General features: G+C 69.2%; 13 protein-coding genes and 1 tRNA gene. 7 read left to right on the top strand and 7 right to left on the bottom strand.

What is annotated here, in order from left to right:
• Window positions 1-7: 7 nt before the first annotated feature.
• The gene (locus BJEO58_RS03325) at window positions 8-673 is read right to left on the bottom strand and encodes a PepSY domain-containing protein (protein WP_101587710.1); all 666 of its coding nucleotides are present in this window, start codon (window positions 671-673) and stop codon (window positions 8-10) included.
• A gap of 228 nt (window positions 674-901) precedes the next feature.
• Between BJEO58_RS03325 and thpD the strand changes: the two genes are divergently transcribed.
• Entirely contained in the window at window positions 902-1,837 is a 936-nt protein-coding gene (gene thpD / locus BJEO58_RS03320; protein ID WP_246076012.1) for an ectoine hydroxylase, read from the top strand.
• A 33-nt stretch (window positions 1,838-1,870) separates the two neighbouring features.
• Here thpD and BJEO58_RS03315 read toward each other — a convergent pair whose 3' ends face one another.
• Genes BJEO58_RS03315 through BJEO58_RS03300 form a run of 4 tightly spaced genes read right to left on the bottom strand, consistent with a single transcriptional unit; the run spans window position 1,871 to window position 6,571 of the window.
• Complete coding sequence (locus BJEO58_RS03315) at window positions 1,871-2,674, bottom strand: DeoR/GlpR family DNA-binding transcription regulator (RefSeq protein WP_101587708.1); 804 nt, start codon at window positions 2,672-2,674, stop codon at window positions 1,871-1,873.
• A gap of 3 nt (window positions 2,675-2,677) precedes the next feature.
• On the bottom strand, window positions 2,678-3,721 hold the full coding sequence (gene pdxA / locus BJEO58_RS03310) for a 4-hydroxythreonine-4-phosphate dehydrogenase PdxA (RefSeq protein ID WP_101587706.1): 1,044 nt from the start codon (window positions 3,719-3,721) through the stop codon (window positions 2,678-2,680).
• Entirely contained in the window at window positions 3,718-5,085 is a 1,368-nt protein-coding gene (locus BJEO58_RS03305) for a four-carbon acid sugar kinase family protein (protein WP_101587704.1), read from the bottom strand. The genes pdxA and BJEO58_RS03305 overlap by 4 nt, the downstream gene beginning before the upstream one ends.
• A gap of 10 nt (window positions 5,086-5,095) precedes the next feature.
• Window positions 5,096-6,571: a GntP family permease gene (locus tag BJEO58_RS03300; RefSeq protein ID WP_101587702.1), complete on the bottom strand. Its 1,476-nt coding sequence runs from the start codon at window positions 6,569-6,571 to the stop codon at window positions 5,096-5,098.
• A 285-nt stretch (window positions 6,572-6,856) separates the two neighbouring features.
• Between BJEO58_RS03300 and BJEO58_RS03295 the strand changes: the two genes are divergently transcribed.
• Together BJEO58_RS03295 and BJEO58_RS03290 are read left to right on the top strand one after the other, a co-directional pair.
• On the top strand, window positions 6,857-7,609 hold the full coding sequence (locus tag BJEO58_RS03295) for a DsbA family oxidoreductase (protein ID WP_101587701.1): 753 nt from the start codon (window positions 6,857-6,859) through the stop codon (window positions 7,607-7,609).
• Window positions 7,606-7,815: a hypothetical protein gene (locus tag BJEO58_RS03290; protein ID WP_101587699.1), complete on the top strand. Its 210-nt coding sequence runs from the start codon at window positions 7,606-7,608 to the stop codon at window positions 7,813-7,815. The genes BJEO58_RS03295 and BJEO58_RS03290 overlap by 4 nt, the downstream gene beginning before the upstream one ends.
• Window positions 7,816-7,820: 5 nt before the next feature.
• Here the strand turns inward: BJEO58_RS03290 and BJEO58_RS03285 are convergent, their stop codons facing one another.
• Window positions 7,821-8,747 (bottom strand): LysR family transcriptional regulator, encoded by a 927-nt coding sequence (locus BJEO58_RS03285; protein ID WP_101587697.1) that lies wholly within the window; start codon window positions 8,745-8,747, stop codon window positions 7,821-7,823.
• 121 nt (window positions 8,748-8,868) lie between these two features.
• On the opposite strand from BJEO58_RS03285, the gene BJEO58_RS03280 reads away from it, so the two are divergent.
• The 4 genes from BJEO58_RS03280 (at window position 8,869) to BJEO58_RS03265 (ending at window position 12,749) form a co-directional block, all read left to right on the top strand.
• Window positions 8,869-10,704 carry an acyl-CoA dehydrogenase family protein gene (locus tag BJEO58_RS03280; RefSeq protein ID WP_101587695.1) on the top strand — a complete coding sequence of 612 codons (1,836 nt, stop codon included), beginning with the start codon at window positions 8,869-8,871 and terminating at the stop codon, window positions 10,702-10,704.
• Window positions 10,701-11,855, top strand: coding sequence for a CaiB/BaiF CoA transferase family protein (locus BJEO58_RS03275; protein ID WP_246076011.1), 1,155 nt, complete (start codon window positions 10,701-10,703; stop codon window positions 11,853-11,855). The genes BJEO58_RS03280 and BJEO58_RS03275 overlap by 4 nt, the downstream gene beginning before the upstream one ends.
• A gap of 88 nt (window positions 11,856-11,943) precedes the next feature.
• Window positions 11,944-12,016, top strand: a tRNA-Ala gene (locus tag BJEO58_RS03270).
• Window positions 12,017-12,173: 157 nt separating this feature from the next.
• Window positions 12,174-12,749: a DUF421 domain-containing protein gene (locus BJEO58_RS03265; RefSeq protein ID WP_101587808.1), complete on the top strand. Its 576-nt coding sequence runs from the start codon at window positions 12,174-12,176 to the stop codon at window positions 12,747-12,749.
• On the opposite strand, the gene BJEO58_RS03260 is transcribed toward BJEO58_RS03265, so the two are convergent.
• The gene (locus BJEO58_RS03260) at window positions 12,730-13,545 is read right to left on the bottom strand and encodes a class I SAM-dependent methyltransferase (protein WP_101587694.1); all 816 of its coding nucleotides are present in this window, start codon (window positions 13,543-13,545) and stop codon (window positions 12,730-12,732) included. The two genes, BJEO58_RS03265 and BJEO58_RS03260, sit on opposite strands and share 20 nt — an antisense overlap.
• Between the last annotated feature and the right edge of the window lie 47 nt (window positions 13,546-13,592).

Raw genomic sequence — 13,592 nt, 5'->3', positions numbered from 1 at the left:
GGGGGACTCAGTCGTCATCATCCCCCTCACCCTCGTCATCGGTGTCGTCGTCATCGCTGCCGGTGATGTCGCCGGTCTGCGCATCGATGCGGATATCCGTGCTGTCCGAGGAGCCTTCGGCATAGATCCCGACCTCCCAGTGCAGGGCGCCGTCGTCCTCGTCGAGCTCCGCGTCGTCGATCGTGCCCGGTGTGTCCCCGAGGGCGACGTCGAGGGCCTCGAGGACACTGACCTCGGCCTGCTGGACCTCGCGCTGGTCGTCGCTGTCGGCGTCGTCCTCGTCCGTCTGCTCGATCGTCGAGCCGTCAGCGCTCACCTGGTACTCGAACTCGCGGTCGCCGACGACGTCGATCTCCCAGTGCTCGTCGTCGTCCCAGTCGATCTGGTGGACGGTCCCGCCGTTCTCGGACTCGGCCGTGTCGATCGCTGCGGTGACGGACTCCAGATCGCCGCCCTCTGCGGAGCCGGACAGAGTGGACTCGGCAGTCGACGTCTCCTCGGACTGCGCGCCGTCGGCAGGAGCGCCCTCCCCCTGCGGGGCCGGGGACTGCTCGATGCCGTCGGTCTGCTCGGCCTCGTCGCCCGACCCGCATGCGGATACTGCGAGTGCGGCCGCGGCGATGACTGCGGTGGAGAGTGTGTGGAGGGGGCGGTGGCGCCGTGTGTTCGTCATGGCTCTCACAGTATCGAGGCTGTGTGAACCGGTGATGAGATCCGGATGAGCGAGTTCTCATGAGCGGGTCCGGTCGTGCTCTGCTGACCGACCACCAGTGCATTCGTGGACGAATCCTGCTAGCGTCAAAAGGGAGGGTGCCTTGCTCCGACCACGTGCTTTGCAACCTGATCGAGTGACGCCCCTGTCCATAGATGACATCGCTCACGACCACTCAAGGAGGTCCAGTTGACGACGACTGCCCTGAAGGCCGCGACCGACGCTCAGGCCACGCAGCCCCAGCTCCACGACCGATATCCCACTCGACAGGACGACCGCACGACGGTGTTCGACCGGCAGGATCGCGTCGTGCACGGCGCCGCGGAGGCAGGACCGATGGAGGAGGCGACCCTGCGTCACTACGACGAGAAGGGGTACCTCACGATCGACCGACTGATCAGCGACGAGGAGCTGACGACCTTCCGCGCGGAGCTGGCTCGGCTCTCGAAGGATCCGAAGGTCCGTGCGGATGAAGCGACGATCGTCGAGGCAGCCTCGGACGAAGTGCGCTCGATCTTCGACATCCATCGGACGAACGACGTCTTCTCCCGCATCGCCAACGATCCCCGGATCGTGCGCCGCGCGGAGCAGCTGCTGGGATCGCCCGTCTACATCCATCAGAGCCGCATCAACTACAAGCCCGGCTTCGTCGGGAAGGAGTTCGGGTGGCACTCGGACTTCGAGACGTGGCACGCGGAGGACGGCATGCCCTCCCCGCGGGCCGTCAGCATCTCGATCTCCTTGACGGACAACCACTCGTTCAACGGTCCGCTCATGATCATGCCGGGATCGCATCGGAAGTACATCAGCTGCGCGGGCGGCACACCGGAGGAGAATTACAAGAAGTCCCTCATCATGCAGGGCGCCGGCACTCCCGACGAGGACACACTCACACGGTTCGCCGACGACTACGGGATCGACGTCCTCGAAGGACCTGCAGGCGGTGCCATCATGTTCGACTCGAACTGCATGCACGCCTCCAACGGCAACGTCACACCGTACTCGCGGTCCAACGTGTTCATCGTCTACAACTCGGTCGAGAACGCGACGGTCGCTCCGTACGCGGCCCCTGCGCCCCGGCCGGAATTCGCAGGCAGCACGGACTTCACCCCCGCAGGAAGCTGATCCCTGCGGCTGCCCATCTGCCGGGCGGGCAGTTCAGCGGGATGAGTCCGCAGTGCTGAGGACGCGGACGCGGGCCTCCTCGAAGGGTGCGAGGAGGTCCGCGTCGTCCGTGTCCGTCACGAGTGTCCACGTCTCCGGCAGTCGCGCCCAGGAGCTGATCCCCGTGACCCCGAACTTGGAGCGGTCGGCCAGCACGGCGCTGCGGTCGCTGCGGTTCGCCGCGCACTCCTTCACGTAGGCCTCCTCCAGTGTGGGCTCACCGACGCCCAGCTGTGCGGAGACCGCGTCGCATCCCAGGACTGCGAGGTCGAACGAGAAGCGCCCCAGCGCCTCGAGCGCGAGCGGGCCGGTCGCACCGTGGGAGGCCGTGGTCAGGCGACCGCCGACGACGTGCACGTCGATCCCGTCGCACCCGACCAGCAGGAGGGCGTTCTCGAGGCCGCGTGTCACGACCGTCACATCGCTGACCGATCGCTGCCGGAGCGCTTCGACGAACGCCATCGTCGTCGAGCCGGCATCGAGGAACACCGTCGCACCGTCATGGACGAGGTCGACGGCCGCCCGGCCGATTCCCGCCTTCTCCGCAGTATTGAGCGCCAGCCGATCGGCCAGCGCTCGATCGCGGTAGGGAGCGGAGGTGATCGCACCGCCGTACGTGCGGGACACCATCCCCGCGGACTCCAGCGCAGCCAGGTCACGCCGGACGGTCGACGCGGACACCTCCAGGAGCGCAGCGATGTCCTCGACGCGGACCGTGCCGCTCTGGACCAGCGAGACGAGTGCGTCGCGGCGGCTCCGGGTGGCGCGGTGCGTTCGCCGCGGCGTGACCTGTTCCATCACTCAGCGCGGAAGGTACTCTGCGCGGATCCCATCGACATACGGTGCGTAGTCGATCGCCGCGCGGAATGCGGATCGCATCGTGCCCGGATCGGCCAGCGCCTTCCCGGCGATGTCGAATGCCGTGCCGTGGTCGACGCTGGTGCGCAGGATCGGCAGTCCCACCGTGACGGAGATCGTGCCGTCGAAGTCGAAGGTCTTCGCCGCGATGTGCCCCTGGTCGTGGTACTGCGAGAGGATCCCGTCGTAGCGGCCGGAGAGCCCGTGGTGGAAGACGGAGTCCGCGGGGATCGGGCCGGTGACAGTGAGTCCGTCCGCTCTCACCCGGTCGATCGCCGGGTGCAGGATCTCGATCTCCTCATCGCCGAACGCGCCGTTCTCCCCGCCGTGCGGATTGATCGCGGCCGTCGCCAGGCGGGGGTTCTGGATCCCGTAGACCTCGAGGGCGCGGTGCGCGCGGCGGATCGAATCGATCTGTGTCTCCAGCGTGATCGCGTCGAGCGCCTTCCGCAGCGACATGTGGCGGGTCGCGAAGAACACGTGCATGTGGTGGCCGGGCACGTGCGAGCGCTCGACGACGAACATCGTGTCCTGCTTCGTCACCCCTGTGAGCGCACCCAGCATCTCCGTGTGGCCCAGGTGCTCCGATCCGGCCTCCCAGATCGCCTCCTTGTTGATCGGGCCGGTGACGATGCCCGCGATCTCCTGGTTCATCGCCGCGGTCGTCGCGATCTCGATCGCACGGACGGCGGCGCGGCCGGCGCGCGCGTCGACGACGCCCCACTCCAGCTGCGCATCACCCAGCTCATCGATGTCGAACACGTCGATGACGCCCGGACCCGCGTGCGGGACGTCCCACGAGGTGACGGCCCGGACCTCGGCGTCGAGGCCCAGGACCTCGACGGCACGGCGCATGACGGACGCATCGGCGACTGCGATGCCGTGGACCGATTCGTCGGCTGAGTACTCGTGGAGGACGGCGGCGGTGATCTCCGGGCCGATGCCGACGGGGTCGCCGGGGGTGAGTGCGAGGACGGGTGCGGTCATGGAAGATCCTTCGCTGGTTCTGTGGTGGGGGTTCGTGGTGCTGTGGCCGTGGTGCGGTCGGCGGCGAGGTCGGCCAGCGCATCGAGGCATACACCGGCAGTGCCGGTGTCGCCCACGAGGCCGCCCTTCGTGACGATGGGCAGTCCGGCGTGCGGGCCGCCCACGAGCGTTCCCGCCGTGGCCAGCGGGACGACCTCGTCGTGGACCTCGATCCCGACGCCGCCGAGGCCGTCGAGGACCTCCGCGGTCACATCGCCTCCCGTGGTGTAGAGGCCGCCGACCGTCGCGTCGGCGAGGACGGCGGCTGTGACGGCGCCCAGTGCGGCGGGGATCGCGTCAGCCTCGGCCTCGTTGAGATCGAAGAGGTCTGCGACCTCCAGCACTGTGGCCAGCAGCACGATCGGGGCCGCGCCGGTGCGGATGTCGCGGATGATGTCACGGCTGGTCGCCGTGACGTCGATGCGACGGGTTCCGGGGGTGAAGACCGGACGGACGACGGACACGTCGCGGGCTGAGGTGAGGTGCGCCAGCTGGGTCCGAGTCAGTTCTGTCGCGGATCCGGAGACCGCGAGCAGCGGCGGGACCGAGCGCGTTCCGGGCCGTCCCGTCGGATCGGCCAGTCCCATCTGCTCTGCGAGGGCCCAGGTGCCGGGTCCCGGATCGACCCCGACCCACAGGGCATGGGGCCTCACGGCGAGAGCGGCGCGCGCGATCTCGTGCAGATGCGCATCGGTGAAGGCGTCGCCGATCAGGACGTCGGGGGCGGTCGCGGAGGAGCCCGCGCCGTCGAGCAGCCGTGCGATCCGCTCCTCGAGCGCAGCGCCGCCGGCGGTGACCGTCTCCAGATCGATCTCTGCGCACGTGAGCGTCGAGTCCTGGGAAAGGGCGGCGGACACCGACGACGTCGTCATCGGCGTCCGGACGTCATGGGCGAGTTCCGTGTGCTCGAGGCGCACGCCACCCATGAGCTGCAGTCCGGCCACTGTCTGACGGTCCGCGGTGGGGAACGCCGGCATGCACAGACCGATGACCTCGCGGTCGGTCAGGGAGCGGACCGAGTCGATCACCGCCTGGGCCTGCGCCCCGACGTGGCCCCGCAGCGTGGAGTCGCAGCGCGACGACACGAGGGAGGCCGGCCAGCCCGCGCGGACGGAGGCAGCGGTGCGGCGTGCGGCCTCGGCGGCGGATGCATGACGGGAATCCGTCGTCACCACGACGGCGTCGTAGTGCTCCCGCTGTGCGGTGATCTGCGCGTGGGCCTCGCCCACGCGCAGAGTCACGGCGCGCAGACCGCGCCGGGCGAGGCCGGTGGCCGCGCCGTTGGACCCGGTGAGGTCATCCCCGATGATGAGAATGTCAGCCATGGCGCGGCATTCACCCCACGATGAGGTTGAGGATGACGAGAAGCGGGATCGACCCCGCCCACACGGCGGTCGTGATGCCGGACCAGCCCTTGAGCGCCTCCAGCCCGTCCAGTCCCGTGAAGCGTGTGACGACCCAGAAATAGGAGTCGTTGAAGTAGCTGAAGACCATCGAACCGGCGGTGCAGGCGATGACCGCGACGAGCGGATCGAGGCCGGACTCCACGATGACGGAGGCGGAGACGGATGCTGCTGTGATCATCGCGACGGTGCCGGAGCCCTGGGCGATGCGGACGACGGTCGCGATGATGAAGGGGACGAAGAAGGCCGGAAGCGGCGTGGTGGCGACGGCTGTGGCCAGGGCGTCGCCGACGCCCGATTCGCGCAGGACCATGCCCAGTCCTCCGCCGGCACCGGTGATGAGGAGGATGAGGCCCGCGGAACCGGCGGCCTCGGCCAGCCAGCCGTGGACCTGGGTGCGCGGCGTCCAGCGGGGCAGGAGCACGTAGACGGCGAGGATGACGCCGATCGTGAGGGCGACGACGGGGTTGCCGAGGAAGACGAGCGGCTGGGCCCAGGCGGCCGGCGAGTACTCGGCCTCCTGGTCGCCGATGATGCCCTGGTTGCCCTGGTCGATCGCCGAAGCGACGGTGTTGCCGACGATCAGCAGCAGGGGCACGACGAGGGGGAGCGCACCCAGCAGGGCGTTCGTGCGGTGAGGCTTCCGACCGATCGGTGTGGCACCGAGGTAGGTCTCCGGGCGGTAGGTCACGACGTTGGCGACGGCCTCAGAGCTTCCTGATCCGCCCTGCACGGCCAGGGCCGTGTCATGGTCGGCGCCGTAGACCTCGCTCGCGACGGTGGTGTTGAGGCGGGGCTCCAGGCGGGGGCCGATCCACTTCGCGTAGACCACGGCGACGGGCAGCAGGCAGACGGTGAAGATGACGCCGGTGAGGATGACGGAGCCCATGTCGGCGCCGAGGATGCCGGTGACGGCGAGCGGGCCCGGGGTGGGCGGCACCATGTGGTGGGTGAGCGTCATCCCGCAGCCCAGCGCGAGCGCCAGCGTGACGTAGGCGCCCTTCTTCACGCGGGCGATCGAACGCGCGAGCGGATTCATGATGACGTAGCCGGAATCGCAGAAGACCGGGATGGACACGAGTGAGCCGACGGATGCCATCGCCCACGGCTCGCGGCCCTTGCCGAACATCTTCAGGAAGGCGCGGGCGAGCGCATCCGCGGCCCCGGAGACTTCGAGGATCTTGCCGATGAAGACGCCCAGACCGATCACGATGCCGACGCTTGCGAGCGTGGAGCCGAATCCTGCAGTGATCCACTCGATCGTCTCCACGAAGCCGGAGCCGGCGACGATGCCGGTGACGACGCCGGCGATGAGGAGGGCCACGAACGCATCGAGGCGGGTGGTGAGAACGAGGACGACGATGGTCGCTATGCCCAGCACGAGGGCCGAGAGCAGCTGAAAGTCCATGGCGGACTCCTTGGGAGGGAGGGCGGTGGATGGGCGGAGCCCGGCGCTGTGGCAGAAGATGCCGTCGGCTGGGCGTTCGAAGATTTCTGAGAGTCTACGCGCAGTTCCTTCAGGACATGAAGTCGAAGATGCGCAGAGTACGCAGAAAGTGAGAGCGGGAGCAGGTCGTGGGCGGGGCCGCGCAGGGCGCGTGGGGAATCCCCGCCGCGGGGCATGCGTTGAAGGGAGACGAAGCGCGAACCGTGCGGAGCGTGGCACATTCAGGGTGGAAGAGGAGATGACTCGATGGTGGTTGAAGCCGCAGGGACCGATGGCGCAGTGCAGCAGAGCGGTGGGCGTCGTGTCCGCATCGACGTGTGGACGGATCTCGTCTGCCCGTGGTGCTACGTCGGTCAGGGACGGCTGGAGAGGGCGATCGCGGACGAAGGGGTCGACGTGGACCTCGTCGTCCATTCCTTCGAGCTCGATCCCAGCGCACCGCATGCCCGCGGAGACAGCAGCGCGCCTGACGGGGCGGTGCCGTCGGTGGGGGCGGTGCCGTCGAACATCGACTACCTGATCACGGCGAAGGGCATGCCGCGGGAGCAGGTCGTCGCGATGGAGGAGCGTGTCGGAGGCCTGGCCGCGGAGCTCGACATGCCGTACGCGCAGGAGAGGCCCATGGCGAACACGCGCACTCTGCATCGCGTGGTGCAGACGGTCGCCGCGACAGTCGACGAGGCCACGGCGGCAGTGCTGTTCTCACAGCTCCAGGGCGGCTACTTCGCGGGGACCTTCGATCCTTTCGACACCGATTCCCTCGTGCAGAGGGCGGTCGAGGCCGGAGCGCCTGAGGAGGCAGTGCGGAGAGCGGCGGCGGGAGAATCCGCTGAGGCGGACGACGCGGTGGAGGCCGACATCGCACGCGCACGTTCGCTGGGCGCGCAGGGCGTGCCCTTCATGGTGTTCGACGATCGTGTCGCGGCTCCCGGAGCGATGGATGTCGCGACGTACCGGCGGGCGCTCCGGCAGCTCGCAGACGGAGAGGAGGTCGCATGACACAGGATGATGTGACGCGCGACGAGGAGCAGGACGCGGCGGACGCCGTCGCCTCGGGGGAAGGCGCGGGCACGGAGCCCGGCGGTGGAGAGCAGACGGACGTCGACGCGGAGCAGGCGTCCGCAGGCGAGGGGATGCTGAGCCTCGACGACCTGCTGTCCGGTGCACAGGGGACCAGCTGCTCCATCGACGGCACCTGCGACTGACGGAGTCAGCGGAACGCGTCCACCACTGCCTGCCGGAGGCGCTCGGACAGCTGTGAGGTGGCTCCGGTCCGTGTGCTGATCCAGGATTCGACGCGCAGGTCGGAGTCGACGACCTGCGCGATCCGCACGCGTGGGTCGTCTCCGTCGCGTGCACGAGCCACGGACAGCGGGGCGAGCGAGACGCAGAGGCCCGCTGCGACGGCGTCCAGAGCAGATCGCCAGGTGCGCGTCCGATACGTGAGGGCAGGGGTGAAGCCGGCTTCACCGCACAGCGCTCGCACGGTGTCGTGGAGTCGGGGAGACGCGCTGCGGCGGAAGACTGCGAAGGGCAGCTCGGCGCAGTCGGCGAGGCGCTGCGGGGAGGAACCGGCAGCCGCAGTGCTGCCCACCGGTCTAAGCGCGGCAGTGGGCCGTGTCGGCACGACGAGTGCGAACGGCGCTGCGGTGAGACGGGTCGACGTCACGTCGGGCCCGTCGGCGGGAGCGTTCCCGCATGCGACGTCGACGCGGCCCTCCCGCAGTGCGGTGACGGATTCGGCGCTGGAGAGCTCGTCGACGACGACGCGCAGGTCGGGGAGTTCCTCCGCGAGGCCTGCGATCGCGTCGAGCAGGCCCTGCTCCAGGACCGTCGCCGTGGACCCGATCGTCACGACGCCGGCCTGACCTGAGGCCAGCACGGCGGATGCCGAGGCGAACCGATCTGCTCCCGCGAGCACCGCCTCGGCCTCGGGCAGGAGCGTCCTGCCCTCATGGGTGAGGGCGGTGCGCGGAGTCCGGCTGAACAGCGTCACTCCCAGCTGCCGCTCGAGTCGCCTGATCTCCGCGCTGAGACCGGGCTGCGAGATGTGGAGCAGCACTGCTGCGCGTCCGAAGTGCAGGCTCTCCGCGAGCACGACGAAGTAGCGGAGGCGACGCAGGTCGATATCTTTCATAATGCAAGGTTATCGCGTGTTCACTTTCTGCTGTTGGACGGTTATCTGCGATCTTCCTACGCTGAGGACAGAGACACTGGCGACGGTCAGTGAGAGCCCTGACCTGATCGAAGGAGATCCCATGACCGCAGAAGCAGCCTCGAGCGCGCCGAATGCGCCCGCTTGGCCCGTTCCGGACAGTCGCGGCATCGACCGAGTGGCCGACGACAAGAGCCTGCAGGCGCTCCTGCCGCTCTACCTCGATGAGGACCTGCGGAGTCACCTCGCGCCGGTCCTCGCCGAACTGGGTCCGCGGCTGGGCGGGGAGATGGACGACTGGGCGCACCAGGCGGACGTGAACCCGCCCGTCCTCCATCACCGCACGCGGCAGGGGCGCGATCACCAGTGGATCGACGTCCATCCTGCGTATCGGGAGCTGCAGAAGGTCGCATTCGAGGACCTGGGCATGCACGCGATGAGCCACACGCCGGTGCTGGGCTGGGACACGCCCATGCCGCCGATCGTGAAGTACATGTTCTTCTACCTCTTCGCGCAGGCCGAGTTCGGCCTCGAATGCCCCGTGTCGATGACGGACGCGCTCACCCGCACCCTGCGGAAGTTCGGCGACCAGGACCTCATCGACCGCTATCTGCCCAGCCTGACGTCGACGTCGCTCGAGACGCTGACCCAGGGGGCGATGTTCATGACGGAGCAGGATGCCGGTTCGGACGTGGGGCGTGCGACGACGATCGCCCGCGACAACGGCGACGGGTCCTGGGCACTGACGGGTGAGAAGTGGTTCTGCTCCAACGCGGATGCGGGGGTCACGATGATCCTCGCTCGTCCCGAGGGCGCACGGCCCGGCATCAAGGGGATCGGCCTCTTCCTGCTGCCGCAGACCCTGCCGGACGGGACGCGGAACAGCTATCGGATCGTCCGCCTCAAGGACAAGCTCGGAACCAGGTCCATGCCGTCGGGCGAGGTGAGTCTGGACGGAGCGACCGCCTATCTGGTGGGAGATGTGGGTCAGGGCTTCAAGCAGATGGCGGACATGGTGAACTCGTCCCGCCTGTCGAACGCCGTGCGGTCAGCAGGCATGATGCGCCGGGCGTTCGGGGAATCGCGGTTCGTGTGCCTGGAGCGCGAGGCGTTCGGCACGCGCCTCATCGACCTGCCGCTGCAGCGGCGTCAGCTCGCCAAACTGCTGGTGCCCGCCGAGCAGGGACTCACCATGTCCTTCCACACCGCGCGCGTGTTCGAGCGCGCCGACGCGGGAGACGACGAAGCCGCGGCCGTGCTGCGCATCCTCACTCCGATCATCAAGCTGCGCACCACGCGGGAGGCGCGGAAGGTGACCGCGGACGCGATGGAGGTGCGCGGCGGCGTCGGCTACATCGAGGAGTACGGCGACGCTCGCACGTTCCGCGACGCTCAGCTGGGGTCCATCTGGGAGGGGACGTCCAACATCGTCGCCCTGGATGTGGTCCGCGCCGCACACCGGTCCTCGGCGCTCAAGCCGCTCATCGGCTACCTGGGCGAGCTCATCGCAGAGGTCGGGGGCCGGGCTGCGCCCGTCGATGCGACGCAGGCCGCCGCGCCCGAGGCCGCAGTCCGCGACGAGGCCTTCGCACCTCTCGCTGCGGAACTGGACCGGCTGTCCGGTGAACTGCTCCACGCGCTGGAGACGCTGGGCGACTCGGCGAAGGAGGCGCAGGCCCGCCAGCTCGCGACGGCGCTGTACTGCCTGTGCTCTGCAGTGTTCCTCGCCTGGGAGGGGGTCCGGATCGGTGCTCGCGACGGCGACTACAGCCGCGTGGTCCTCGCCACGATGGTCGTGCGCCACCGTCTGCATCCCCAGGACCCGCTGGCCGTCGTCGAGGACCCGGCCGAGCTCCTGAAGGACCTCATCCTCCAGGACGCGGTGGACGCCGATTCCGCCGCGGCGTACGTCGCCGAGGCGCTGGGAGCCCGGGCGTGACGCGGGGGCTGAGCGGAACCTCGGCGGCGGGGACGCAGGCCGGGGCCCCGGCCGGGCCGGGCAGTCTTGCCGGGATCACCGTCGTCGATCTGTCGCGTGTGCTGGGCGGGCCGTATGCCACGCAGATCCTGGGCGACCACGGGGCGCGCGTCCTCAAGATCGAGCCGCCTCAGGGCGATGAGACGCGCGGATGGGGCCCGCCGTTCTACCGAGACGACATCGCCTGGTACTACGCGGGTGTGAACCGGAACAAGGAGGTGCGGACCCTCGATCTGCGCTCCGATGAGGGCAGGGATGCACTGCGGGGCCTGCTCGCCGAAGCGGATGTCCTGGTCGAGAACTTCAAGCCGGGCACACTCGAGAAGTGGAATCTGGGCTACGACGTGCTGAGTGTCGAGTTCCCCCGCCTGGTCCACTGCTCCGTGACCGGGTTCGGCGAGGACGGGCCGCTGGGCGGCATGCCGGGCTACGACGCAGTCGCACAGGCGATGAGTGGGCTCATGAGCGTGAACGGTACTCCGGAGACCGGTCCCACGCGGATCGGCATGCCGGCGGTCGACATGATCACGGGACTCAACGCGGTCAACGGCATCATGATGGCGCTGTGGGAGCGGAATGCCTCCGGCAGAGGCCAGCGGGTGGAGACCACGCTGTTCGACTGCGCGCTGTCCGTCATGCACCCGCACATGCCGAATCTGTTCGGGACGGGGAAGCCCGCTGCCCGGACCGGGAACGACCATCCGAACATCGCCCCGTACTCCACGTATGCGACGGGCGACGGCGACCTCTTCATCGCTGTGGGGAACGACCGGCAGTTCGCGCGACTGTGCGAGCGGATCGAGGCCCGGGAGCTGGTGGAGGATGCGCGATTCGCGACCAACGCGGACCGCACCGCACACCGCGAGGCCCTGCGGGCTGCGCTCGAGGCGGCGATGGCATCGTTCGAGGCAGTCGCGCTGGGGGAGGCGCTGATGGCCGACGGGGTGCCTGCGGGCCCGATCCTCGACTCCGCCCAGGCCGCGGCGCATCCGCACACGCGGCACCGCGGCATGATCGTGGAGATGGAGGACGGGTACCGCGGAGTCGCGTCGCCGGTGAAGATGTCGCGCACGCCCGCGGCGTACCGGATCGCACCGGGGAGTGATCGGTGACACACCGCGTTCGCCTTGGCGACCGCTCCGCTTCGCAGTAATATGGAGCGGTCGTCCTCGGACGAGCACGGTCAGCACGGCTGGCCGTGGGGCTATAGCTCAGTTGGTAGAGCGCTTCGTTCGCAATGAAGAGGTCAGGGGTTCGAATCCCCTTAGCTCCACAGACAGTCCTGTGTCGAGACGTCGTTTCCGAACGGTGTCACGACGCAGGACTTCTTCGTGGGTGCAGACGGGTGCGCTGGGGTATCGGACGGCATCGGATATCTTTCGAAGATGAGCTCTCATGCGGCGATGCAAGCGAATACACCCTCTGCCGGCATGTCTCTGCAGCCGCCCGACGGATGGTGGCCGGCTGTGGTCGACCACATCTGGATCGAGCCGTACCGGATCCCGCTCGTGATCGTGTCCTCGGTGCTCATCTACGTCGTCTTCCTGCTCACGGTCCGCATCTTCGGGGCGCGGGTGCTGTCGGGCAGCAGCGGCTTCGACACGGTCGTGCTCATCATGTTCGGCGCGGTCGCGGGCCGTGTGATCCTGGGCCACCCGCCCACCGTTGCGGCGGGAGTGGTCGGGCTGCTCACCCTCGTGGGGATGGAGGCGATCTTCGGGGCGGTCGAATCGTCGCGGCGAGGGCGGCGGCTCCTCAGCGCGCATCCGACGGTGGTCTTCGCCCACGGTCGTGCGCTGCCCGATGCCTGCAGGCGCACGCACACGTCGCGGACCGACCTGCAGACGGTGATGCGGCAGGCCGGTGTGACCTGCCCAGCGGAGGTGCAGTGCATCGTCCTGGAATCCGGCGGGTCCTACTCGCTCATCCGCGCAGGCATGCCGGTCGCCCCGGAACTCCTCGACGGCGTTGCGGGGGCGAAGAGTGTCAGGGGGAGCACCGCCTGAGCTCCAGGACCACCGTCTGCGAATCCACGGCGACGTGCTGGGTCGCTGTGAAGCCGACGTGTGCGGCGACGCGCGCCGCGTCGCGGGCCTGAGCGCTGTGCATCTCCACGACGAGCCTGCCGCTCGGCGCCAGCCACTGCGGTGCTTCGCCGATGAGGGCGCCAGCCGCGTCCAGCCCGTCAGTTCCGCTGAACAGCGCGGCGGGCGGTTCGAAGTCCCGTGCCTCGCGGGGCAGGAGGTCCGCCTCGCCGATCGGCACATAGGGCGGCACCGCCGCGATGACGGACGCACGCCCACCGAGGTGATCGGGCAGTCCGCGGAGGACGGAGCCCGGGTGGACGCCCGCCGCGTCACCGAGATTCGTCCGGGCGTACCGCAGAGCCGTCTCGTCGAGGTCGGTCGCGTGGGCCTCCGCGGACGGATGCGCCGCGCGGACCGCCGCCGCGACGGGCGCCACCCCGGCGAACGCTTCAACGAACACCGGCGGGGCCGCGCGCGGCGCGGAGTCCGTCTCAGCGGATCGGACGGCGTCGACCGCGACCTCCGTCAGGAGGCGCGTGCGCTGGCGCGGGACGAAGACGCCGGGTCCCACGCGGAGGCGAAGGCCGTCGAGGTCGACCCAGCCCACGAGCTGCTCCAGCGGAGCGCCCTCGGCGCGGGTCCGCACCAGGCGCTCGAGGTCGGCGAGGCTGTCCGCGGACTCGCGCAGCACTGCAGCCTCCTCCTCCGCGAAGACGCAGCCTGCGCGCCGCAGCGCGGCGACGAGCCCGTCAGGCTCGCCGGGGGACGTCGTCATCGGGTCGCAGCGCTCACTGGTGCCATGGAGATCATGGTGTCATGCGG

The organism is Brevibacterium jeotgali (assembly GCF_900169175.1).
Lineage (GTDB): Bacteria > Actinomycetota > Actinomycetes > Actinomycetales > Brevibacteriaceae > Brevibacterium > Brevibacterium jeotgali.
The sequence above is the reverse complement of the archived record's forward strand: the minus strand, read 5'-3'. Positions and strand labels throughout refer to the sequence as shown.

What these genes read in the sequence shown, in the direction of transcription:
- BJEO58_RS03265 (WP_101587808.1), top strand. Translation starts at nt 12,174, where the DNA reads ATGTCTCTGCAGCCGCCCGACGGATGGTGGCCGGCTGTGGTCGACCAC.
- BJEO58_RS03300 (WP_101587702.1), bottom strand. Translation starts at nt 6,571, where the DNA reads ATGGACTTTCAGCTGCTCTCGGCCCTCGTGCTGGGCATAGCGACCATC.
- BJEO58_RS03325 (WP_101587710.1), bottom strand. Translation starts at nt 673, where the DNA reads ATGACGAACACACGGCGCCACCGCCCCCTCCACACACTCTCCACCGCA.
- BJEO58_RS03290 (WP_101587699.1), top strand. Translation starts at nt 7,606, where the DNA reads ATGACACAGGATGATGTGACGCGCGACGAGGAGCAGGACGCGGCGGAC.
- BJEO58_RS03315 (WP_101587708.1), bottom strand. Translation starts at nt 2,674, where the DNA reads ATGGAACAGGTCACGCCGCGGCGAACGCACCGCGCCACCCGGAGCCGC.
- pdxA (WP_101587706.1), bottom strand. Translation starts at nt 3,721, where the DNA reads ATGACCGCACCCGTCCTCGCACTCACCCCCGGCGACCCCGTCGGCATC.
- BJEO58_RS03295 (WP_101587701.1), top strand. Translation starts at nt 6,857, where the DNA reads ATGGTGGTTGAAGCCGCAGGGACCGATGGCGCAGTGCAGCAGAGCGGT.
- BJEO58_RS03305 (WP_101587704.1), bottom strand. Translation starts at nt 5,085, where the DNA reads ATGGCTGACATTCTCATCATCGGGGATGACCTCACCGGGTCCAACGGC.
- BJEO58_RS03260 (WP_101587694.1), bottom strand. Translation starts at nt 13,545, where the DNA reads ATGACGACGTCCCCCGGCGAGCCTGACGGGCTCGTCGCCGCGCTGCGG.
- BJEO58_RS03285 (WP_101587697.1), bottom strand. Translation starts at nt 8,747, where the DNA reads ATGAAAGATATCGACCTGCGTCGCCTCCGCTACTTCGTCGTGCTCGCG.
- BJEO58_RS03280 (WP_101587695.1), top strand. Translation starts at nt 8,869, where the DNA reads ATGACCGCAGAAGCAGCCTCGAGCGCGCCGAATGCGCCCGCTTGGCCC.